The organism is Nocardia sp. NPDC051990, from assembly GCF_040680755.1.
GTDB lineage: Bacteria > Actinomycetota > Actinomycetes > Mycobacteriales > Mycobacteriaceae > Nocardia.
Genome location: NZ_JBFAXH010000008.1, coordinates 245,013 through 266,287, shown reverse-complemented (window position 1 = coordinate 266,287; position 21,275 = coordinate 245,013). Strand labels below are relative to the sequence as shown.

Annotated in this window: 21 protein-coding genes and 1 tRNA gene; 8 read left to right on the top strand and 14 right to left on the bottom strand. The window is 65.7% G+C overall.

The genetic code is table 11. The features are described from left to right. The first annotated feature begins 42 nt into the window (after positions 1–42). Entirely contained in the window at positions 43–1,080 is a 1,038-nt protein-coding gene (locus AB0L63_RS18165) for an alpha/beta hydrolase family protein (RefSeq protein ID WP_364501721.1), read from the top strand. A gap of 180 nt (positions 1,081–1,260) precedes the next feature. Here the strand turns inward: AB0L63_RS18165 and AB0L63_RS18160 are convergent, their stop codons facing one another. The 3 genes from AB0L63_RS18160 to AB0L63_RS18150 all read right to left on the bottom strand — a co-directional run bounded on the left by AB0L63_RS18160 (position 1,261) and on the right by AB0L63_RS18150 (position 2,752). Next, positions 1,261–1,959: an AIM24 family protein gene (locus tag AB0L63_RS18160; protein ID WP_364501718.1), complete on the bottom strand. Its 699-nt coding sequence runs from the start codon at positions 1,957–1,959 to the stop codon at positions 1,261–1,263. Positions 1,960–2,141: 182 nt separating this feature from the next. Continuing rightward, the gene (locus AB0L63_RS18155) at positions 2,142–2,330 is read right to left on the bottom strand and encodes a DUF6186 family protein (RefSeq protein ID WP_364501716.1); all 189 of its coding nucleotides are present in this window, start codon (positions 2,328–2,330) and stop codon (positions 2,142–2,144) included. An 8-nt stretch (positions 2,331–2,338) separates the two neighbouring features. Beyond that, the gene (locus AB0L63_RS18150; RefSeq protein ID WP_364501713.1) at positions 2,339–2,752 is read right to left on the bottom strand and encodes a hypothetical protein; all 414 of its coding nucleotides are present in this window, start codon (positions 2,750–2,752) and stop codon (positions 2,339–2,341) included. 1,173 nt (positions 2,753–3,925) lie between these two features. Here AB0L63_RS18150 and AB0L63_RS18145 point away from each other — a divergent pair. Then, positions 3,926–4,483 (top strand): TerD family protein, encoded by a 558-nt coding sequence (locus AB0L63_RS18145; protein ID WP_364501902.1) that lies wholly within the window; start codon positions 3,926–3,928, stop codon positions 4,481–4,483. Between the two features lie 233 nt (positions 4,484–4,716). Here AB0L63_RS18145 and AB0L63_RS18140 read toward each other — a convergent pair whose 3' ends face one another. From AB0L63_RS18140 to AB0L63_RS18130, 3 genes are all read right to left on the bottom strand, one after another. Further along, positions 4,717–6,231 carry an LCP family protein gene (locus tag AB0L63_RS18140; RefSeq protein WP_364501710.1) on the bottom strand — a complete coding sequence of 505 codons (1,515 nt, stop codon included), beginning with the start codon at positions 6,229–6,231 and terminating at the stop codon, positions 4,717–4,719. A 668-nt stretch (positions 6,232–6,899) separates the two neighbouring features. Further along, entirely contained in the window at positions 6,900–7,061 is a 162-nt protein-coding gene (locus AB0L63_RS18135; protein WP_364501708.1) for a molybdopterin cofactor-binding domain-containing protein, read from the bottom strand. 59 nt (positions 7,062–7,120) lie between these two features. Next, on the bottom strand, positions 7,121–7,852 hold the full coding sequence (locus AB0L63_RS18130) for an alpha/beta hydrolase (protein WP_364501705.1): 732 nt from the start codon (positions 7,850–7,852) through the stop codon (positions 7,121–7,123). A 268-nt stretch (positions 7,853–8,120) separates the two neighbouring features. Between AB0L63_RS18130 and AB0L63_RS18125 the strand changes: the two genes are divergently transcribed. Beyond that, entirely contained in the window at positions 8,121–8,672 is a 552-nt protein-coding gene (locus tag AB0L63_RS18125; RefSeq protein WP_364501702.1) for a dihydrofolate reductase family protein, read from the top strand. A gap of 269 nt (positions 8,673–8,941) precedes the next feature. On the opposite strand, the gene AB0L63_RS18120 is transcribed toward AB0L63_RS18125, so the two are convergent. Then, positions 8,942–9,014 (bottom strand) — tRNA-Asn (locus AB0L63_RS18120). A 216-nt stretch (positions 9,015–9,230) separates the two neighbouring features. Here AB0L63_RS18120 and AB0L63_RS18115 point away from each other — a divergent pair. Next, positions 9,231–9,476 (top strand): hypothetical protein, encoded by a 246-nt coding sequence (locus AB0L63_RS18115; RefSeq protein WP_364501699.1) that lies wholly within the window; start codon positions 9,231–9,233, stop codon positions 9,474–9,476. A gap of 181 nt (positions 9,477–9,657) precedes the next feature. On the opposite strand, the gene dnaG is transcribed toward AB0L63_RS18115, so the two are convergent. From dnaG to AB0L63_RS18100, 3 genes are read right to left on the bottom strand one after another with little or no spacing between them, the layout of a single operon-like run. Next, positions 9,658–11,580, bottom strand: coding sequence for a DNA primase (dnaG, locus tag AB0L63_RS18110; RefSeq protein WP_364501697.1), 1,923 nt, complete (start codon positions 11,578–11,580; stop codon positions 9,658–9,660). A gap of 46 nt (positions 11,581–11,626) precedes the next feature. Then, positions 11,627–12,868: a deoxyguanosinetriphosphate triphosphohydrolase gene (locus tag AB0L63_RS18105; RefSeq protein ID WP_364501693.1), complete on the bottom strand. Its 1,242-nt coding sequence runs from the start codon at positions 12,866–12,868 to the stop codon at positions 11,627–11,629. Positions 12,869–12,874: 6 nt separating this feature from the next. Then, on the bottom strand, positions 12,875–13,453 hold the full coding sequence (locus tag AB0L63_RS18100; protein ID WP_364501899.1) for a YdcF family protein: 579 nt from the start codon (positions 13,451–13,453) through the stop codon (positions 12,875–12,877). A gap of 283 nt (positions 13,454–13,736) precedes the next feature. Between AB0L63_RS18100 and AB0L63_RS18095 the strand changes: the two genes are divergently transcribed. Further along, positions 13,737–14,606, top strand: coding sequence for an NAD(P)-binding domain-containing protein (locus tag AB0L63_RS18095; RefSeq protein WP_364501690.1), 870 nt, complete (start codon positions 13,737–13,739; stop codon positions 14,604–14,606). A 5-nt stretch (positions 14,607–14,611) separates the two neighbouring features. Here the strand turns inward: AB0L63_RS18095 and AB0L63_RS18090 are convergent, their stop codons facing one another. Continuing rightward, positions 14,612–15,313, bottom strand: a complete 702-nt coding sequence (locus AB0L63_RS18090; RefSeq protein ID WP_364501687.1) for an MBL fold metallo-hydrolase — start codon at positions 15,311–15,313, stop codon at positions 14,612–14,614. Positions 15,314–15,316: 3 nt separating this feature from the next. On the opposite strand from AB0L63_RS18090, the gene AB0L63_RS18085 reads away from it, so the two are divergent. Both AB0L63_RS18085 and AB0L63_RS18080 read left to right on the top strand, forming a co-directional pair. Continuing rightward, positions 15,317–17,296, top strand: coding sequence for a TPM domain-containing protein (locus AB0L63_RS18085; protein WP_364501684.1), 1,980 nt, complete (start codon positions 15,317–15,319; stop codon positions 17,294–17,296). Then, on the top strand, positions 17,247–17,507 hold the full coding sequence (locus tag AB0L63_RS18080; RefSeq protein ID WP_364501681.1) for a GyrI-like domain-containing protein: 261 nt from the start codon (positions 17,247–17,249) through the stop codon (positions 17,505–17,507). The genes AB0L63_RS18085 and AB0L63_RS18080 overlap by 50 nt, the downstream gene beginning before the upstream one ends. Before the next feature lie 23 nt (positions 17,508–17,530). Here the strand turns inward: AB0L63_RS18080 and AB0L63_RS18075 are convergent, their stop codons facing one another. Continuing rightward, positions 17,531–18,982 (bottom strand): molybdopterin-dependent oxidoreductase, encoded by a 1,452-nt coding sequence (locus AB0L63_RS18075; protein ID WP_364501678.1) that lies wholly within the window; start codon positions 18,980–18,982, stop codon positions 17,531–17,533. Positions 18,983–19,067: 85 nt separating this feature from the next. Continuing rightward, positions 19,068–19,490: a MarR family transcriptional regulator gene (locus AB0L63_RS18070; protein ID WP_364501675.1), complete on the bottom strand. Its 423-nt coding sequence runs from the start codon at positions 19,488–19,490 to the stop codon at positions 19,068–19,070. A 48-nt stretch (positions 19,491–19,538) separates the two neighbouring features. On the opposite strand from AB0L63_RS18070, the gene AB0L63_RS18065 reads away from it, so the two are divergent. Beyond that, complete coding sequence (locus AB0L63_RS18065; protein ID WP_364501672.1) at positions 19,539–19,934, top strand: PPOX class F420-dependent oxidoreductase; 396 nt, start codon at positions 19,539–19,541, stop codon at positions 19,932–19,934. A 12-nt stretch (positions 19,935–19,946) separates the two neighbouring features. Here AB0L63_RS18065 and AB0L63_RS18060 read toward each other — a convergent pair whose 3' ends face one another. After that, positions 19,947–21,212 carry an acyltransferase gene (locus AB0L63_RS18060; protein WP_364501669.1) on the bottom strand — a complete coding sequence of 422 codons (1,266 nt, stop codon included), beginning with the start codon at positions 21,210–21,212 and terminating at the stop codon, positions 19,947–19,949. Positions 21,213–21,275 lie beyond the last annotated feature (63 nt).

Sequence of the window (21,275 nt, the reverse complement as noted above, 5' to 3'; positions counted from 1 at the left end):
GTCCGAACATTGCGCGAATGCGATTTTCAGGAGAGACGCGGTATGCGATTCAGAGTTCTCGCAGTGGCGGCCGCCGCTGCGACGGTCGTCGGCACGGGCGTTAGCCTGGTGGCCCCAGTGGCCTCGGCCGCGCCGATCAACAGCGCGGCCAAGGCACCGGACGGGTCCTACATCGAGAAGGTGACGACCCGCGGCGACCGCAAGCTGCAACTGGACGTGCACTCCGCGGCCATGGATCGGACGTTCCCGGTCCTGGTGGATCTGCCCGCGGACAACTCGATCCCGCGCCCGACGCTGTATTTGGTCAACGGCGGCGGCGGCGGCGTCGACGGTGACGCCTCATGGGAGCAGAAGACCGACGTCAAGGAATTCCTCGGCGACAAGAACATCAACGTCGTCGAGCTGATCGGTGGCCGGTGGAGCTACTTCGCCGACTGGCGCGCTCCCGACCCGGTACTCGGTGTCAACAAATGGCAGACCTTCTACACCGAGGAACTGCCACCGATCATCGATGCGGCACTCGGCACCAACGGCAAGAACTCGATTGCGGGCTACTCGATGGCCGGGACATCGGTCTTGATGCTGGCGATGACCAAGCCCGGCCTGTTCCAGAATGTCGGCGCCTACAGCGGCTGTGCGCAGACCAGCGATCCGGTCGGCCAGAAGTTCGTGCAGACCACCGTCGAAACGTGGGGCGGCGGTAACCCGGACAATATGTGGGGACCCGCCGACAATCCACTCTGGAAGGCGAATGATCCGGTCCTGAACGCCGACAAACTGCGCGGAACGAACATCTGGGTTTCGGCGGGCGGCGGTCTGCCCGGCGAGCACGACGCCCCCGGCAACCCGTTCATCATGGGCGACGACAAATACAACCCGATCAGCGTGGCCAACCACGTCGTCATGGGCGGCATCATCGAGGCCGCGATGAGCGCCTGCTCACATAACCTCCAAAACCGCTTGAACGAGTTGGGAATTCCCGCCACATTCGACCTCCCGGCCACCGGCACCCACACCTGGGGCTACTGGCAAGACGACCTCAAGCAATCCTGGCCGGTACTCGCCAAAGACCTCTACTGACCAACCTCACTCACCCGTAGTCCTCACCCCGGCCTCCCCAGGCCGGGGCCGGACGACAACATGAGAATTGAAGGGCCTCGATCACGCCACCGAACATGATGTGAGACGTGATCCCCCTGTCGATTGATTTCGGCTCCGACGCCTCGAACCCTTCTCGCGTTGAAACAACGAATCAGCGGGTCAGTTCGGGTTGGGCTGTGGGAGATACGGAGTCAGGGCGTGGGCGAGGTTGCTGATGGTCAGTGATTGCAGCCAGACGCGTCCGGGACCGGTGAGCGCCGCCAGGAACAGGCCGTCGCCGCCGAAGAGAATGTTGCGGATGCCACGCAACAGGGTGATATCGAATCCGACCGTCGCGTCGAACATTCCGACGTGGCCAGGATGCACCCGCAGCGTTTCACCGGCCGCCAGGGTGTATTGCACAACTTCGCCGGACAACTCGACCCAGGCTTGCCCGGCGCCGCTCAAACGCTGCAGGGTGAATCCGGCACCACCGAAGATACCGGCCCCGAGACGGCGTTGAAAGCTCAACGTGACGCGCACATCGCTGGTGCCACACAGGAACCCGTGCCGATGCACCAGGTACTCGATACCGGGCTCCAGCCCAATGGGCAGGATTTGGCCGGGCAGTTTCGCCGCAAACGCGACCCGACCCGGATATTTGGACGAGGTGTATTCGGTCATATACCAGCCCGCCCCAGCGGCGGCACGCTTGACCGCCCCCAAGAGCCCGCCCGAACTCGACAGCCGAGACGAGGTATGCAGCCGGATCGAATCGGTCATCCACGACAACTGCCCAGCCTCGGCGACCAGGCCCTCCCCCGGAATGAGAGAAACTTCGAGAACCGGCATCACGGTACCGATAATTCTGGCGTCCACCCGGTACTCCGGTTCCGTCGAGGCATCGTGATGCCTTGGACTACAACGACATCCACCAGCGTAGGCGCTCAGTGTCCACCGTGCCGGCCAATACCCCGATACCAGGCCGAGTTCGCCGCCGGCGGCGGCTGGTCAGCCAGATGTAGGTGTTCTCGTACTGCTGGCGGATCTCTCCTCCTCGCCTACCGCGCGAGAAAGTGCCAGCCGGCCCATGCCCACACGAGCACAGCGGCAATCCTCCCCACCCGAGTGCGCGTGAGGTACGCGATCGTTTCACCCACGGGCGCGACGAGATCCCGGCGCACATGCGTGACCACGACCACACCGAGCGTAACCACCAGCACCAGCACGAACCCGACGATGACGATCACCCGATCGCTCATCTCGACACCAGCCACCAGCCGACCCCCAGCCACACCAGCCATCCAGCGAACCGCAGCGGCCACTGCTCGAGTGCCGGATCCAGCAGCGTCGACAAGGTCGGATGCAGGTCACTCGCCCGCGTCCAATCCGGTTGCCGAACAAAGGCATACATTTCCCACGCCGACGCAATGACCAACAGCGTCGACCAGACAGCCACTCCGCGCCGCAGCCGGGCGGTGCGTGAAATGCGCTCGGGCCGCACACGGAAGGCCAACAGCGACACCACGACCCCCGGCACCACCACCAGCACGGTTGCCGGCCAGCTGAACGGCCGGGTGGCGGCCCCACCGGCCGCCAGCACAGCACCGACGGCCAGCAGCATCCACCACCGCCGGAACGGTCGCATCGAGAGCGCAGGTTTCCCTGTCACGTGCACAGGATAAGTCCCAGAGCGCCGGATGCGGGCATATCGGTGGCATGACAGCATCGGTGCGCAAGCGCAATGCCCGCAGACAAGGTGAAACCTCGATGAAACTTGTCGAAAGCAGCACCGACGTCGCACTGGCCCGATACACCATGGCCGGTGAGATGCCGTTCACCGCGATCGCGATGGCGAGAGTGATCCGGTCGACGGGGACTGGAAACTCCACGCACTCGGCAGAGGGTTCCACACCAAACACCCCGGTGAAGCTTTACCGCACCCGGGCCGATTCCGCAACCCACGGTGACTTCGTACGCGACGCGATGCAGGACGCTCGGGTCTGTCGCCCAGCGAATCCATTGGGCCGCAGTGTGTTTTCTCAGCTGTCTTGGCCGTTGCGGGGCCGGTTGGGTTATTTCCGGCCGCGGAGCAGGAGAAAGGCCATCCAGGCTGCGCCGGCGATGACCAGCGCACCCCCCACACCGATGACCGATAGCAGAAAGTCCATGACCTCCAGTGTGAGCCGTACATATGGTGCGGTACTTCGATCTTCGCGCACGCGCGCGGGCATCCGATCGCGGTGTGAACCGCGCGTACGCAGTACCGGCCCGAGCTTTCGGCGACCGCGCAGTATGGCGTCAGCGAGGCAACCCTGCGCGAGATCGATTGCGGCGCAGACACATACCTGGGAGATTCGAATGCCGGCCCGGTCCCCGCTAGTGTACTAGTGTGACGATCACGGAGGGGGAACCCGGGTCGACGCCGGCTGTGGCGAGCGTGTCGGCCCGGTTACGCGCCTCGGTGTTCGACGCCCACGCCGAAGCCGTCGGGGCGGCGGACACCGCCGCAGCTCGAGGCCGGGCGGTGAACCGGGACCTGGTCGAATTGCTCGCATTGCAGCGGCGCATCATCCGCATCGCCGAGCAGTTCGACCACATCGACTTCTCCGACGTGCCTGGCGTCCGCGGACCCTCGCCTACCGTCCCCGGATCCACCGCTTCAGGTGCTGCTGGTCGGCGGGTAGTTGCGCGCGACCACATTTTCGAACTCCCGCGCGACAATGGTGGTGGCGGCACACCGGATCCGGGGTTGGGGCCAGCGCTATCAGGGTCGTTTATGCCACCTGCTGGTCGCAGCGGGTGGCCTGTGACGTTGTTTCGTTGGGAGAAGCAAGGATTCACGGTGGGGGCCACCTCGACCAAGGGCGGCACCGTATCGCTGTCGAAGCAGGCCCCGAACCTCACCCAGGTGGCGGTCGGGCTGGGCTGGGAGGTGCGGGCCACCACCGGCGCCGATTTCGACCTCGACGCCAGCGCGCTGGCATGCGGAGCGGACCACAAAGTGCTCTCGGATCGGCATTTCGTCTTCTACAACAATCGGCGCTCCCCCGAAGGCAGCATCGAACACACCGGCGACAATCCGACCGGCGAAGTGATCAATGTCGACCTCGCGGCGACGCCGCCAACGATCACGAGCATCTTCTTCCCCGTTTCCATTCACGAGGCCGACATCCGTGGCCAGTCGTTCGGGCAGGTCCGCAACGCCTATATCCGGGTGGTGGACCGCAGCACCGGTACCGAGCTGGCACGATTCGACCTCACCGAGGACGCCGCAACCGAGACCGCGCTGGTGTTCGGCGAACTCTACCGGCACGGCGACGAGTGGAAGTTCCGCGCCATCGGCCAGGGCTATGCCTCGGGGCTGGCGGGCATCGCCCGCGACCACGGCGTCAACATCTGAATCCTCCTGCTGGCAAGTGCCCGACTCGCCAGAGATCGCGATGAAGTACGACCATGGCGCGGCGCACTGACGATCGCACGCCGCGTCTCTGGTGGCGGAGGTACGGCGGGTGGGGGTATCAGCCGCGCAACGGGAAGAGCTCGCTCACCCTTGCAGTGCCCCGACGACCGATTCCAGATACGTGATGGCCATGCGCTGTCCTGTCGAGGGTCGGGGCTTGCATGCCCGGCCGGTCAGTCGACGCAGGGGATGTCGGATCCGATGCTGGTGGTGACAGGTTTGCCGGAGTCGGGTGCTTCGTCGGCGGGTGTGGAGGTGGCGAGCGAGCCCGTGCCGGTCGGAGTGGCGGTCGATGGTGATGTGCTGGAACTCGATTCATCGGGCATGGTGAAGTCGGCACCGATCACGATCTTGATGTGGCCGGAGTCGAGGTTCTTGGCGGCGGCCGTTGGTAGCCCGCCGAGTAGGTCCGCGGCCTCGGTAGCGTCGGTGTCAGCGCCGGTGCCGTAGTAGACGACCGAGCTGGAACCATCGGTGTAGGCAGCGTTGCCGATGATGCCTTGCTGGAATCCCTTGTCGGCCAACACTGTCGATACTTTGCCGGCCATACCCGTCGCTGCGCCGGCGTTGACAACGTCGACGGTGCTGGTGGGCGTGGTCTTGGGGGTGCTAGGAGTGGCGGCCTGCACTCCGAACGCGGTGCGCACCATCTTCTTGATCGCGGCCGGGTCGACGATATTGACCTCTTGGCCGCCGATGGTCTGGTATCCCTGCACCGGCAGGGTCTGGAATTCGATCGGAATCGAACCGGCCTTGCCCATGGTCTTCGCGAAGTCGAGAACGTTCCAGCCTTGGGAGAGCACCACATCGTTCTGTGCGGCGTTGATCAGTTGCTGCATTTTGCCGACATTGGCGAGGGTGCCGGACTCTTTGAGTTGTTTGGCGACCGAGGTGAGGAACGCCTGCTGACGGTGGGTGCGGTCGAGGTCGCCGTTGTCGAGCTCGTGGCGTTGCCGCACGAACGACAGCGCGTTGGCAGCATCGAGGTGCTGGGGTCCGGCCGGGAACACCGCGCCGGAGTAGTACTCGTCGTTGACGGCGTGGTTGAGACACACATCGACACCGCCGAGAATGTTGGCCAGGTCGTAGAAACCGACGAGGGAGACCTCGGCGAACCGGTTGATCGGCACCCCGGTCAGTGCCTTCACCGTTTGCACGATGGACTCGCGGCCGGCCTCTCGGCCCCGGCGTTCCAGTTCGACCTTGTCCTTGACGCCCTGATTCTCGAGCTTCTGCTCGACCGACGCCTTCTTCAGGCCGTAGGCTTCCTTGATCTTGGCGTGGTCGTAGCCGGGGATCCCGGTGACCGCGACGTAGTCGTCGCGGGGGATGGAGAAGGCGGTGATCTTCTTCAGATCCTTCGGAATATGCACCAGGATCAACGAATTGGCGTTGTAGCCGCCCTCGCTGCCGTCACCCGCGTGCAATTGATCCATGACGTCTTTGGGCAGGTCGTTGCCATTGCGGTCTTTGCGGGTGTCCAGCCCGATGAGCAGGATGTTCATATCGCCGTCGAGCGCGGCGGCGTCTTCGGAACTGATGGCCTCGGACCGGGCGAACCCGTCATCGACGGCGCGCTCGGTGTAGTAGGCGAATCCGGTGCCCGAGACGACGACCACAGCGGTGGCGGCCACCACTAGGCGGACGGCGGTCCGTGCGGCCCGGACCTGCCACGATGGGGGCTGCACGGCCTGGGCGCGTCGGGCGCGTCGGTTGGGTTGCGCCGCTGGCACATGCTGGTCGATGGGGCGATCGGCGATATCGGCAGCCTTCGCACGTGGGCTCCGAACACCACCCGAACCCACTGCCTGGGCACCGCGGGCCACCATTCGCGCGTTTGCCTGCCCGGCGCGCGAATCACGGGTGCCCGATCTCTCGCGCTCTGCCGCACGGTCCGAACGTGCGGTGTCTGCGGCGCGGGGCGATTTCCCGCGAACCCCGTCGGCAGGGATGTCCGGGCGCGCGTGCCGGGCATGACGACCACCAGACCGGGGAACCGCCGGGATCGGTTCGGTTTCGTCATTCATCTCGCCGTCAAACCTCACATCACTGTGCCGCGGCGAAACCGCCGATACACTTCACCAGGTTGAAACATCGTGCACGACGGCCGTGGCAAACGCACATCCCCATCACACCCCGCACGGCACGACAGAACGAACCGTGAGGTTCAGCCCGGCGGAATCGATCCCGCAGCTGGGGATCTTCGGAAACTGACGGACCATCGTTCAGGCATACCGAGCTGAGGGATCACTCCTGCGACCACACCTGTCGAGCCGCCGCCGCACCCTCGGGTCCACCAGAACCGGTCCAGTGATCATCGGTTCGCCGGGGCCGATCATGTCGAGTTCACGAAACCTCAGCGGGTCGATGCCGAGTCGTCGGGCAACTCGTCCAGGACCGACTCGATGGCGAAAACCACCTGTCCGAGGCCGTAACCCCGAAAGGCGCCTGCTGGAACGGTATTGGTGTAGACGGCATAGCCTTCGGCTTTCTTGTTCAGGCACCGGTAGATGGCCAATGATTCGCCGCTCCTGGCTGACAGCTCCTATCGTCTGCTGCCGGCCGGACAGCCCGGCCTCACTTCAGGTGCCGGGCGAAGAACCGGTTCCCGGCGTCCCCCTCGAACCGCGGGACGCCGGTGTGCCCGCCCATATTGGCGTGCAGCGTCTTCTCCTTGGAGCCGAAGGCGTCGAACAGGTCCAGGGCCGACTGCCGATCGTTTCCTTCGTCGTCCCACTGCAGCAGGACCTGCAGCGGAATGGTGACCTGCCGGGCCTCTTCGAACATGGTGCGGGGCACGAAACTCCCGGCGAAAAGAAGGGCGGCCGAGATGCGCGGCTCCACCACCGCCAGCCGGACGCCGATGGAGATCACCCCTCCCGAGTACCCGACCGGGCCGCCGATCTCGGGCAGCGAAAGGAGGACGTCCAGGACGGCCCGCCATTCCGGGACCGCCTTGTCGACCAGCGGGAGGACGAGCCGGTCGACGATCTCGTCCTCGACCGGCTCGCCAGCCTCTAGCGCCCGGCGCAGGTCGGCGCGGGCCTGCTCGGCGGCAGCCGAACGGGGCCGGTCACCGCTCCCGGGCAACTCGATGGTGGCCGCGGCGAAGCCCTCCGCCACGGACTGCCGGACCCGGGCCACCAGTCGGGGGTACATCTGGCGCAGTCCGCCGGGGTGGCCGACCAGGATCAGCGGCGCCGGTGCGGATGCGGATCCCGGCGTCCACAGGATGCCGGGGATCTCGCCGAGGGTGAATTCGCGTTCGATGACGCCGTCGTCGAGGCGCTGTTCAGAAGTGAATTGCATGGTCGTGCCTTTCGGGAGTGCTCTTGAACGGCGCTCCCGGACGACCTATCGCCCGACCGTGACCCCAGAGGGGAGCACCCATGTAGATACTGCGTTCACGGGTACCACCTCCTCGTTCTCTCGCACGGCCTCCAGAAGGTTAGCAGTGTTCGCCGTCGGCCCGCCAACGGTTTTTGCGGAGGCTTCCGTGGCCGGATGCCACGAAGTCACGCGCCCGAAGTCCGATGAGCGCCGATGAGTTTCGAGCGCGTAGGACGTCTACCCGGTCATGAGGAAACTGATCTACGGGTTCAGCGTGTCCCTGGACGGCTACATCAACGACCGCGACGGCAGCATCGACTGGACCAACCCGGACGACGAGCTGCACCAGTTCCACAACGACCGCTACCGCGAGATCGAGGTCTCGCTGCACGGCCGTCGCCTGTACGAGCTGATGGCCGAGTACTGGCCGCACGTGCCCGAGGACGCGCCGCGCATCGAGCGTGAGTTCAGCAGGCTCTGGACGGAGAAGCCGAAGGTCGTCTTCTCCAGGACGCTCGCCGAGGTCCACTGGAACAGCATGCTGATCAGCGAGAACGCGGTCGAGGAGGTCCGCAGGCTCAAGGCTGGAGGCGATGGCGTCATGGAGGTCGGTGGCGCGAGCCTCGCGGCCTCGCTGATGCCACACGGGCTCATCGACGAGTACCAGCTGTTCCTCTTGCCCGTGGTGCTCGGCGGCGGCACACCGTTCTTTCCATTGCTGGACAAGCGCATGCAGCTCCGATTGGCCGAGGCGAGGCACTTCAACACCGTGGTGATGCTGCGCTATGTCGCCGACTGAGGTCCGTGCAACCGCGTGTGGCGCCAAGCCCGCGGCAAGAAGTTCGCTTGGGTCACGCCCAAGACCTTCCGCAAGACCGTGGCATCCTCATTGCCGACGAATACAGCCAACAAGCCGCAGCCCAACAACTCGGCCACCGCACGACTCCGACCGCCCGACTTCACGGCGACCTTGGGACGCCAATCCGGCTGAAAGCGTGTCGTTTCCGTGTCGTTGCCCCCGAAACGGACAAAACCAGGGTCGAACTGATGCGTTCGCCCTGGTCAAAGCTCCCCCATCTGGACTCGAACCAGAAACCTGCCGATTAACAGTCGGCTGCTCTGCCAATTGAGCTATAGGGGATTATCCTGGGTGGCTCGTCCGCACTGGGCGGGCCGAGGTGAAACTCTAGCGCATGGGCTGGCACGTTCCCAAATCGCGTCTCTACCTGGAGACATGCGGCGGCTTCGGCGTGTCTGGGAGCGGCGCGCGGTCGGGTGGATCCGGATCGACAGACGTACGGGGCGTCGGGCAGGATAGTAGCCGCGCGCACAGGCAATTTGGGAGGAGCTCTACGAGATGCTGCGGTTGATCATCGGCATTGCGGCCGGTTATGTGCTCGGGACGAAGGCAGGGCGGGGTCGTTATGAGCAGATCAGTGCGGCTACCCGTGCTGTGACCGAGAGTCCGGTGACTCGCAAGCTGGTGCTCGTGGGTAGGCAGAGGCTGTCGGACAAGCTCAGCACCCGGGCGAAGTTGGAGCCGATGGTGCCGTTGGATGAGCGGACCACACTTCTGGTGCCACAAGATCAACTGCGGCGCTGAGTTCGCGGGACGCGGACCAGAAGTCTGCCGATCAACAGTCGGAGGTAGTGGACTTGGTCGTCGTCAACGTACACGGCTAACCGCGGCGGCTGACCGTCAGCGCGGCAACTCTGGATGCGCGAAACCGACGCTCAAGCAACCGACGAATCGGCCGCGGCGGCTACCTGAACTCCGGCGCTACTCAGTGCGCTGTGAAGTCGTCGTGATTCCCCATCGCCTGGGTCAGCAAACTCTTGCGGTACTGCTCCAACGCAACGAGATCACCGAACAACGCCATATACGCATCAGCCTGCTCGGTCGACGACACACGCTGCAGCTTCGACTTCAACTCCGCGATCTGACGGCCGACCCAGGCTTCCTGGACGCGAGCCAGCACGCCGGTGACGAATCGGGGAATGTCGTTGGCGGACTTCACCGGCATCTGTTCGCCGGACAGCTCGGAAACCAGCGCTCGCATGGTCAGGTCATCGGTGCCGTCGGAAACGACATTGACCCACTCCGCACCGCCGAGTCCGGAGGCGGTGCCACCCGCCTCGGCGATCATGGCCCGAACGGCCGCATAGGCCGGATGCGTGAACGCCTCGACCTCGATCGAATCGAAGACCGCACCGGCCATCGCCGGATACTGCAGTGCCGCACCGAGTGCTTGCCGTTGCGGCAGTAGCGTCGGATCGTTCGGCTTGGGGCGCGCGGCGGGATGCTCGGCAACGACCGCGCTGGGCTGCGGTGTACCCGCTGGGCCACGACCGCCCGGACGCCCACCGTTACGATTGTGCTTGGCTTCCTCACCGACCCGCCGCACGATCGTTTGGATATCGTCCCAGCCGACCCAGCCCGCCAGTTTCGTCGCGTACGCCTTGCGCAGCGCGTTGTCCTTGATCTGCGCCACCACCGGCACCGCACGGCGCAACGCCTCCACCTGGCCCTCGGCGGTATCCAGGTTGTGGTCGGCGAGCAAGCCACGAACCACGAACTCGTACAACGGGGTTCGCCGGGCCACTAGGTCGCGCACGGCTCCGTCGCCGGAGCGCTGGCGCAGTTCGCACGGGTCCTGGCCGTCCGGGGCGATGGCGATATAGGTCTGCCCGGCCAACTTCTGGTCGCCCGCAAAGGCTTTCAGCGCCGCCGCCTGGCCGGCCGCGTCACCGTCGAAGGTGTAGATGATTTCGCCGCGCCAGAAGTTGTCGTCCATGAGCAGGCGGCGCAGCAGTGCGAGATGCTCGTCACCGAAGGCGGTGCCGCAGGATGCGACGGCGGTTTTCACCCCGGCCAGATGCATGGCCATCACATCGGTGTAGCCCTCGACCACTACCGCCTGGTGGCCCTTGGCGATCTCGCGCTTGGCGTGATCCAGGCCGAAGAGCACCTGAGACTTCTTGTACAGCAAGGTTTCCGGCGTATTGATGTACTTTCCGGGCATGGTGTCGTCGTCGAAGAGCTTGCGCGCACCGAAACCGATGACATCGCCGCCGAGATTGCGGATCGGCCACAACAGCCGCCGGTGGAAGCGATCGATCGGGCCGCGCTGGCCCTGCCGCGACAACCCGGCCGCCTCGAGTTCCTTGAAGTCGAAACCCTTGCGCAGCAGATGTTTCGTGAGCGTATCCCAGCCCGCCGGGGCGTAACCGCAGCCAAATTGCTGGGCGACATTGCCGTCGAAGTTGCGGTCGGTCAAATACTTGCGTGCCGCCTCGGCGTCGGGTTCGCGCAGTCTGGCCATGTAGAACTCGTGTGCGGCGGCATTGGCGGCGACCAACCTGGCCCTGGTGCCGCGGTCACGCTGCACCGAGGTGCCGCCACCCTCGTAGTTGATCTGGTAGCCGATCCGATCGGCGAGTTGCTCGACGGCCTCGACAAAGCCGACGTGCTCGACCTTCTGCAGGAAGGCGAAGACGTCACCACCCTCACCGCAGCCGAAGCAGTGGTACAGGCCGTGGTTGGGCCGCACGTGGAACGACGGTGATTTCTCGTCGTGGAATGGGCACAGGCCCTTCATGGAGTCCGCGCCCGCTCGCTTCAAGGCGACGTACTCCCCCACCACATCCTCGATCCGGACGCGTTCGCGTATTGCCGCGATATCGCGATCTGGGAGTCGTCCGGCCACGGCGGTCAGTCTAAGCTAGCCCGCCCTCGACACGCCCAGCGGCTGGTCACGCGTCTACCCGCTCCAGGCGACTCTCGGTGTACGACGCGATCTGGTCAACGATTACCCGAACTCGCGCGGTGTCGTCGCTGGCGGCGTGCCACCACGGCAGCAGCAGCGGGTCCAGTCCGTGTGGTGCCGTCGCCAGCAGTCGGTGCGCGACCGCCAGAATCCGCTCCCGCTGTACGGCCTGCCGCTGCTTGTGCTGGAGGTCGGACATGACGTACCGCAGGGCGACGGTCTTGAGCATCGCCACCTCAGCGGCGACGATCGGTGGAATCTCGAGGTCCGCGGCGTATCGAGACAACGCCCCGCCACCGGCGACCGCCCGCGTGGCCGTGATCGCGGCCGTGGCGAAACGGCCGACCAGTTCGCTGGTGAGGCGCTTCAACGCGACCGAACTGGCGAGGGTGCCGTCATAAGAGGCGGCTTCGGCGACGACAGGCAGTTCGGAAAGCCGCTGGGCTGCACCGATGAGTTCGTCAACCGAAAGCGTCCGGTGCTGGCCGTGCCCGAGTTCGGCGAGTGCCGCCTGTTCGGACGGATCGGCTAGCGCCCGCAATTCGATGCGCCCGGCGATCACGCCGTCCTCTACATCGTGCACCGAGTACGCGACATCGTCGGACCAGTCCATGATCTGGCATTCGAGGCTCTTGCGCTGGTCCGGCGCATCCTTGCGCACCCATTCCAGCCGATCCAGATCGATATCGTAGGCACCGAATTTGGTGCCCGAACCTGTTCTGCCCCAAGGGTATTTGATGGCTGCGTCGAGTGCGGCACGGGTAAGATTCAAGCCCGCGCTGGTGCCGTCCGCATCCAGAACCTTCGGTTCCAGCCGCGTGAGGATGCGCAGATTCTGCGCATTGCCCTCGAATCCGCCGTACGCGTCGGCGAAGAGATCGAGGGCCTGCTCACCATTGTGACCGTAGGGCGGATGGCCGATATCGTGCGCCAATCCGGCCAGGTCGACCAGATCCGGATCACAGCCGAGACCGTCGGCAATGCTGCGCCCGATCTGGGCCACCTCGATCGAATGGGTCAAGCGGGTGCGCGGGGTGTCACCATCACGCGGCCCCATGACCTGGGTTTTGTCGGCGAGTCTGCGCAGGGCGGCGGAGTGCAGCACCCGGGCGCGGTCGCGGGCGAATTCGGTGCGGTGGCCTGTTTCGAACTCACTGCGCGGCGGACCGAGACCGGCGGTCTTGGCTCCCTCCACCACCATTCGCTCGCGGTCATGCTCGGTGTACATCGAATCTCACTGCCCCGCTGAGTATTTGAAGTCCGATGAGAAGTGCGTGAGCTGATACCAGAGCAAAGCGCCGGTCTCCCTTGCGATTCCGTGCGCCTGCGACTCTCTGGTGTACACGGCGGGGCCGGTCCGGGTCGGCGCGGTCCACGCCTTCAACCCGGCGTCGCGGGCCATGGTTCTGGTGCGCAGCGAATGCCACGGATCGCTGACCAGCACCGCCGAGGACATCTTGCGGGTGCTCATGGCGGTGGCGACGGCCTCGATGCTTCGCAGGGTGTCCGAACCTGTTTCCACCGCCAGGATCCGGTCGCTCGGTATGCCGCGCTCCTCCAGATAGTTCTTGCCGGAGGCGGCCTCGGTGTACAGATCGCCGTCCTGCTTACCGCCCACGGTGATCACCTTGGGTGCGACACCGGCCTTGAACAGTTTGTAGGCCTGATCCAATCGCGCCTCGAACACCGTCGACGGTGTGCCGGAGTATTGCGCGGCCCCGAGTACGACGATCGCGTCGGCCTTGGTGTAGTCGTCGATGCGCGCGACATGCCAGACCCGGAATGCCGTGCCGCCGACCAGCACCGCCCCCATCAAGATCGTGCCCAGCACCAGTCGTCGCGCCCAGCGCGCCAACCCACCTCCGACGCCGTGGGACGGGCCGGATCCGGAAGCCGAGGCCAGGGTCGCCGAATACACCTGACCAAGTTTGCCAGGTCACCGGCGACGAGAACGTAAGGCGCACATCGATCGGCAAAACTTACCTCTTGGTTAGTACTGAACTTATTAGTCAGTACTTGTCGACAATGCAGTGTCTATCCAGAATGGATTCCGGCGCGCCGACCCCAGTCATCTCGATACTTTGAGGAGTGGATACATGACGACATCCGTGACGGTCCTTGGGCTCGGCGCGATGGGACAGGCGCTGGCCGCGGCCTTCGTACGGGCCGGACACCCGACGACGGTGTGGAATCGCAGCGCCGGTCGGGACGCGGAACTCGCTGCGGCAGGGGCGAAGTCGGCGCGGACCGTGGCCGAGGCGGTGACCGCGAGCGACCTCGTGGTGGCCTGTCTGTTGGACCATCGGTCCGTGCACGAGGTACTGGACCCGGTGACCGATATCCTTGCCGACCGCGCGCTGGTCAACCTGACCACCACCGAGCCGCGTGGATCGCGCGAACTGGCCGAATGGGCGGCGAAGCACGGCATCGACTTCCTGGACGGGGGCATCATGGCCGTCCCGCCGATGATCGGCCAACCCGGCTCATCCGTGCTCTACAGCGGCTCCCGCCAACTCTTCGACGAACACCGCACAACCCTCGAATTGCTCGGCAGCGCAGAGTATTTCGGCACGGACGCCGGACAGGCCGCACTGGTCGACTTCGCCCTGCTCGCCGGGATGTACACCATGTTCGCGGGCTTCTACCACGGCGCCGCCATGGTTCGCGCGATCGGTATGTCAGCCGAGGACTTCGGCCAACGCGCATCGGGCTGGATCGCCGCGATGACCGGATCACTTCCGCAGGCCGGAGCCACCATCGACTCCGGCGATTACTCGAAACCGTTCCAGCCCTTGGATTTCACCAAGGCCGCTGTGGACGCCATCGTGTCGGCCAGCCGCGATGCAGGCGTCGACCTGGACATCATCGGCGCGATCAAGAACCTCGTCGATCGCCAGGTCGCCGACGGTTACGGTGCGCAGAGCAGTGAGCGGATGTTCGAAAGCCTCAACCCGCGGGCCGCATAAATCGACTACCAGCCGCGTTCACGCCATTCGCCGAGGTGCGGGCGTTCGGTGCCGAGCGCGGTGTCGTCACCGTGACCAGGATAGACGACGGCGTCATCCGGATAGCGATCGAAGATCTTGGTGGTGACGTCGGTGTAGAGGGAGGTGAAATCCTCCCGGTTGGTGGTGCGGCCGACGCCGCCCGGGAAAAGGGCGTCGCCGGTGAACAGGTGCACGCCCGGACCGGCGACCAGAGCGAGGGCAACCGAGCCGGGGGTATGTCCGCGCAGGTGGATGACCTCGAAGGCCAGGTCGCCGATCTCGATGAGGTCGCCGTTGGCAAGTAACCGGTCGGGGTGCACCGGGAGCGGTTCAGCATCGAGTGGATGCGCGGCGGTCGGTGCGCCAGTGGCGGCGGCGACCTTTTCCAGGGCCGACCAGTGATCACGGTGCTGATGGGTGGTGATGACCAGAGCGACGCGATCCGGCATCTCCTGATTGACGAGTTCGATAATGCGGTCGGCTTCGTTAGCGGCGTCGATGAGCAGTGCCGCGCCGGTGGCGGTGCACTGCACCAGATAGCAGTTGTTGTCCATGCGGCCGACGGACATTTTGATAATGCGGGCACCGGGGACGTCCCGCTGTTGCGGATTCGATCCAGGGGACACGCGACCGGTGTACGGCAGGTCGATCGTGATCACGGTTCGATGGTATCCAGCTACATTCATCCCATGCTGTTCTTACCGCCGATTCGTCGAACCCGCTGGGTGGCCGTGGTGGTCCTCGGCGTGGCGTTTCTCTGCGTCGCATTGGCCGGTGGTCCGGTCGGCGCCGAGCCGCCGCTGCGGATGGGGCCGTATGTGGTCGACTCGGCGCGGGTGCTCGATCAAGGGCAACTCGATCGGGTGTCAGCGGCGGTCGACAAGCTCTACACCGATCAGCAGATGCGGCTCTGGGTTGTCTATGTACACGATTTCAACGGGATGAGTCCGCAGGCGTGGGCCGATCGCACCGCGACCATGTCCGGATTCGGTGCGCGTGATCTGTTGCTCGCTGTCGCTACCGAGGATCGCGCGTATTGGTTCGACGGCAAGTTGCCGAGCAGAGTCAGCGATTCCGCGTTGGACACCGTATTGACCGGCAAGGTGGAGCCCGCGCTGCGGGACGCCCGGTGGGCCGATGCCGGGGTCGCGATGGCCGATGGGCTGGATTCGGCGATGCGCGGCGGTGGGGTCAGCATACGGCCACTGTTGATCGGCGCCGCGCTGATCGTGCTGACTGTCGGTGGGCTGGTGCTGTATTCGCGCAAGCGGCGCGCCGATCGACGACGTGCCGAGTTGGCGGCGGCGCGACAGGTGGATCCGGACAACTCCACCGCGCTCGCGGCATTGTCACTGGACGCACTACAGGCCCGATCGAAGGAGGTGCTGGTCGAGATCGACAATGCCGTGCGGACCAGTGCCGAGGAGTTGGAGTTGGCCACCGGTGAATTCGGCGATACCTCGGCCACGCCATTCAACAATGCCCTGGCTAATGCGAAATCGGCTGCCGCCAAGGCATTCTCGATCAGGCAGCAACTCGATGACGATATTCCCGAGACACCGGATCAGCAGCGCACCATGCTGGTCGATCTGATCGGCACGGTCGGGCGGGCCGATCGGGAACTCGACGCTCAGGTGGCCGAATTCGACGCGATGCGCGATCTGCTCATCAACGCTTCCACTCGATTGGACGGACTGACACGGGATTTGGTCGAGTTGACCGGGCGTGCACCGAGTTCGGAGACCGAACTCACCCGACTCACCACCGCGTATCCGGCCAGCGTGCTCGCTCCGGTTCGAGACAATGTGACCATGGCACGCGAGCGAATCACCTTCGCGGAACGGAACATCGATGCCGGACGCGCCGCCATCACCCAGCCGGTCGGCAAACAGGGTGCTGCGGTCGCCGCCATCCGGGCCGCGGAAGGGGCTGTGGGACAGGCTCGTACGCTGCTCGATGCCGTCGACAATGCGGCGACGAATATCCGGCAGGCGACCGATGGATTGCCCGCCGCACTCGCCGAACTGCGCGCGGATATCGCCACCGCGAAGGAGCTGTCGGGCTATGGCGGTGTCGATCTGCAGGCCGCCATCGTCGCGGCGGAGACGGCGCTCACCACCGCGGCCGGCACCGCGAACAGCGACCCACTGGACGCCTTCCACAATGCCGTCACCGCCGATAATGCGCTGGATCTCGCCAATGCCGCCGCCACCGACCGCAAACTGGCCGCCGAGGAGCTCCAGCGCCGACTCGACCGAGCGCTCACCAATGCCCGCGCCCGGATCGGCGCGGCAGCCGACTACATCAGCACCCGACGCGGCGGTATCGATGCACAGGCACGCACTCGCCTATCCGAAGCGCAGCGCAATCTCGGTGCGGCACAACAGCTTTCCACTACCGATCCGGCTCAGGCACTGATCAGCGCGCAGGCCGCCGCCGACCTGGGTGGTCGCGCATTGCAGGAGGCCCAGGCCAGCGTGCGGGCCTGGGAGAACAGCCAGCCGCCCTCGGGCACGGCCCAGGCGGGTGCGGTACTCGGCGGAATTCTGATCGAGGGACTGCTGCGCGGTGCGGGCAGCGCCACCCGTCAACGCTCCGGCGGCTACACCCCCGGCTCGTATGGCGGTTCCAGCGGATCCCGCCGCATCAGCCGGGGCGGTCGGTTCTGAGGGTCGACCCTGTGAATTCGCGATCGTCGACCTGCCCGCGGTGTCGCAAGCCGCCACCGTCGTGCACGGGGGCAGCATGGATGAGGTTCTGGAACCATGGCAGTCCCTGGGCAAATGGATCGATGCCAATGGCTACCACCGCTGCGTAGGTCCCGCCCACGAGGTGACCTCGAATACACCGAGCACCCGTCCGGCTGGGTCACACCTATAACCCAGTCACACCTGACGGAGTGGTCAGATTTTGATGGTGACGGTGTGAAAACCGGTTGGGCCGGCGGGGAAGGGGGCGCGCGGGGTGCCGTCCTGGATCTCGCCGGAGCGGCTGATGGCGCGGGCCTGGACGGTGTGTTCGCCTGCGGGAAGATCGACGGTGGTGCGCCAGCGGCGCCAAGCCGCGGGAGCGAGTTCGGTGCCGAGATCCACTTGGCGCCAATCGCCTTCGTCGATACGGAGTTCGACCGACTCGACGCCGTGCGGTGGCGCCCATGCGACACCAGCGATGCTGGTGGTGCCCGCGGCCGCACGGCCCGGGGCGGTGACGTCGATGCGCGCCTGCGGTGTCACCCAGATCGGTTGAGACGGCCAACCGCGCTTCCACCAGTAGTCGACGTGGCTGTCGTCGGTGAGTTCGAGTTCGGCAAGCCATTTCGCGCCGGTGTACTGGCCGTAGAGGCCGGGCACGAAGACGCGGGCCGGGAATCCGTGCTCCGGGGTGAGCGGTTCGCCGTTCACCCCGATCACCAGATATCCGGGCCACGCACCGGAGCGCAGCGGCTCCACCGGCAGCGAAATGGTGTAGCCGTCGACGGCCCTGGTCACCAGCCGGGTCGCACCGGTTTCGGGGATCGCGTGCTCGAGCAGCTCGGCCAGCGGAACCCCGTACCAGCGGCCGTTACCCGCGCGACGCTCACCGGGCCGATTGTGCACGCATACCATGACCGCATCGAATTCCACCGCGTCCGCGGCCAATTCGGCCAGCGACAGGCGCAGCGGATGTGCGACCTTCCCGGTAACCGACAGCCGCCAGTGGGTCGGATCGATCCGCGGCGGACTCAGGTTGACATCGGCGACATAGAAACTCCGGTTCCCGGTCATCAGCGCCGACAAACCGGGCTCGTCCTCCAACCCGTCCTGCGGCATCATCGAGATCCCACCCAGCGGGCCGACCCGACGGATCGCATCGCGCTGCCTGCGGTCGTAGTCATGAATCAGCGCCCGCGCCCCTGCCAACAGTCCGGCACCGGCACCCGCCCACAGCAGCGCGCCGAACAGCCCACGCGGGCGCCTGCGCAGCCCGAGGCCGAGCACACCCGCAGCGGCGGTCGCACCGGCGACGGTAGCGGGTGAACGGGTCGGTCGGCGCAAACCCGAAGCGGCTGCGACCGCACCGAAGGCGGCGACAACGGGCGTGCGGGCCTGATCGGACAGCGCCCCCAGCCCGACCGTCGCGGCAACCGCACCAGCCCCGACGCCAAAACGCGTCACGGCCTTATCGTGCTTACCGGACAGTGCGACGGTCGTCTCGACCACCGGCACCGGCGCGGTATCCACCATGACCCGGCCGATGGCATCGATCAGCGAATCACCCCGCGAGGCCGCGATCAACTCACCGACGCCGAGTGCCCCGACGCCGATGGCGGCGGCACCGAGCCCACCTCCGCGCCTTCGGTCTCCGTTGCTCCGCACTGTTCGAACACCCGCTTTCCTCGATCACGGCCGCGCAATCAGCCTTCTCTACGAACCTACCGCCCCATTCCCATGCCCAACGCCCTCAATCCTGCAGAGCCTCGGTGAACCGGGTCAACAACGCTCGCAACTGTTGGCGCTCCTGCGCGCTGAAGGCGGCGGACACGCGGCGCTCGATGGCGGCGGCCTTCGCATCGGCCTTGTCGAAGGCCTTCCGACCGGCGGGGGTCAGGCGGGTTTCGAGCACACCGCGGTGCCAGGGATGCGGTGTGCGCTCCACCAAACCGCGCTCCTGCAGGTTCTTGAGGACCACCGTCATCGCCTGCGGTGTCACCAGACATTCGCGGGCAAGAGCGGCGGCGGAGATGCCCGGATTCTCCGACAGTGCGTAGAGCGCCGCGTACTGCGGCACCGTAAGCGGTTTGACCGCCTCGTGTTTGACGGCCATCAGCTCCTGCTCGGCGCGCTTGAGGTCCAGACCGAGCCGCTGTTCCGCGGGCAATTTCATAAGTGTCAAAGATAGCTGACCTATCAAAGCCTTGATAGTCTTTGGGCCATGGATGACTCCGTAATCCCCGAGAGCCACACCGATCTGCTATCGCGACCGCTGTTCGCCCATCTCGCCACGCTCAACCCGGACGGCACTCCGCAGGTGACGCCGGTATGGCAGGTGTGGGATGGCGGGCGCCTGCGCTTCACCACCACGATCGATCGGCGAAAGGCAGTCAACACCAGGCAGAATCCCGAGGTCGCGGTGAGCATCAACGATCCGGACAAGCCCTATCGCTACCTCGAGGTCCGCGGTGTCATCGAGGCTATCGAACCCGATCCCGACGGCGATTTCTTCGATGTGCTCGCGCGCCGCTACAACCTGCCGTATCAGCGTCCGGTCGCCGACCATCAGCGCCGGGTCGTGCTGGTCATGCGCCCGACGCACGCCACCTACCAATAGTGGCTCGTGCCTTCAGGAGTTGACGGCCTCCTCCGCGAGGGCCGTCAACTCGTTGCGCACCGCGGGCACGAGCCGGTCGGCGCCGCCGCCGAGCACGCCAACGGCCAGTCGGCCTTCGAAGGTGTAGACCAGGAAGGTGATTGCCGCCGAGGCACCCGCGGAGGGACGCGGATGGGCGGAGACATAGACGATCTCGTAGTCGGTGAGCGCGATATTCGCGGGGATGCGGAAGGCGGGCACGGCACCGGTATTCGTCACCGCGACGTGCCCGGCCAGGGAGTGGATCCGGGTGGGGCCGAAATAATCCGGGAAGTGCAGCACCGACTGCTCGACGATGCCCTCGGCGAGATCATGTCGCAAACGGGCCGAAATGCGTTGGGCCAGTTCGAGGATGTCCGCGGACCGGTCTACCTCCGCGGCGAAAGAGGCCAGACCCGCCATATTGGTGCCCTCGGCACGCGCGACCGGCGGTTCCAGGCGGGTGCGCATATCCACGGGATACAGGCAGCCGAGCGGCACCGGATCGCCGGTGGCCTCGGCCTTTTCCGAGGCGAAGGCGCGTAACAGGGCGGCGGTGACCAGCCCGTTGACGGTCACCCCCGGATAGCGCCCGCGCCCGATGATGCGGGCGCTCACCTCCTCGTCCAAGACGATGCGCCACGGCCGGGCCAGCGCGGCGGGTGCGGGGATCGCGGGTGCGGGCGCAATGACCACGGGTTGCAGCGGCTTGGTGACATCCTCGAAGCCGGAGACCGAGTGACGGGCGATCCCGCGCGCCGCCGCATGCCATTCCAGCGACTGCGGATAGTCGTGCGGCATAACGGTTGTCGTACCGGATTCGACGTAATCGGTATAGAAGTCCCATAGTCGGGACAGCAGTTCGATGCAGTGGCCCGCGTCGGCGATGCTGTGGTGGGCGAAAAGTGTGACGCGCGAGCGGCCCCGCTCGGAGTACACGACATCCAGGTAGGCCAGCTGTCCGGCCGGATCGATCGGCTCCGGAATGCGGACGGGATCCGGATCACCGAAACTCGCCGTCAAGCCGATCGGCGGGGTACCGCCGCGGCGTAGCAGATAGCCGCGACCGCTAGCGTCCTCACCTATCCGGCAGGTCACCACCGGATAGGCACGCTGTAGTGCGGTGAAGGCCGCCCCCAGCGCATTCGTATCGAGATCACCGACGACCGTCACGGACCGTCCGGTGTAGGTCCCCGCGCGCACGAAACGTTGTTCCGAGGCACCCAACACCCGCACCAAATCCTCCTCATCCCACAACACATGGCTCAGCGTGCGGCACTACCCACCAGGGCGCAATCCCGAAGCAACTCCGCCTGAGAGAGA

Excerpts from the sequence above, each read along its gene's own strand:
- AB0L63_RS18125 (WP_364501702.1), top strand. The coding sequence starts at position 8,121 with ATGAGGAAACTGATCTACGGGTTCAGCGTGTCCCTGGACGGCTACATC.
- AB0L63_RS18165 (WP_364501721.1), top strand. The coding sequence starts at position 43 with ATGCGATTCAGAGTTCTCGCAGTGGCGGCCGCCGCTGCGACGGTCGTC.
- AB0L63_RS18115 (WP_364501699.1), top strand. The coding sequence starts at position 9,231 with ATGCTGCGGTTGATCATCGGCATTGCGGCCGGTTATGTGCTCGGGACG.
- AB0L63_RS18105 (WP_364501693.1), bottom strand. The coding sequence starts at position 12,868 with ATGTACACCGAGCATGACCGCGAGCGAATGGTGGTGGAGGGAGCCAAG.
- AB0L63_RS18090 (WP_364501687.1), bottom strand. The coding sequence starts at position 15,313 with ATGAATGTAGCTGGATACCATCGAACCGTGATCACGATCGACCTGCCG.
- AB0L63_RS18065 (WP_364501672.1), top strand. The coding sequence starts at position 19,539 with ATGGATGACTCCGTAATCCCCGAGAGCCACACCGATCTGCTATCGCGA.
- AB0L63_RS18130 (WP_364501705.1), bottom strand. The coding sequence starts at position 7,852 with ATGCAATTCACTTCTGAACAGCGCCTCGACGACGGCGTCATCGAACGC.
- AB0L63_RS18070 (WP_364501675.1), bottom strand. The coding sequence starts at position 19,490 with ATGAAATTGCCCGCGGAACAGCGGCTCGGTCTGGACCTCAAGCGCGCC.
- AB0L63_RS18095 (WP_364501690.1), top strand. The coding sequence starts at position 13,737 with ATGACGACATCCGTGACGGTCCTTGGGCTCGGCGCGATGGGACAGGCG.
- AB0L63_RS18085 (WP_364501684.1), top strand. The coding sequence starts at position 15,317 with ATGCTGTTCTTACCGCCGATTCGTCGAACCCGCTGGGTGGCCGTGGTG.
- AB0L63_RS18100 (WP_364501899.1), bottom strand. The coding sequence starts at position 13,453 with ATGGGGGCGGTGCTGGTCGGCGGCACGGCATTCCGGGTCTGGCATGTC.
- AB0L63_RS18080 (WP_364501681.1), top strand. The coding sequence starts at position 17,247 with ATGGCGGTTCCAGCGGATCCCGCCGCATCAGCCGGGGCGGTCGGTTCT.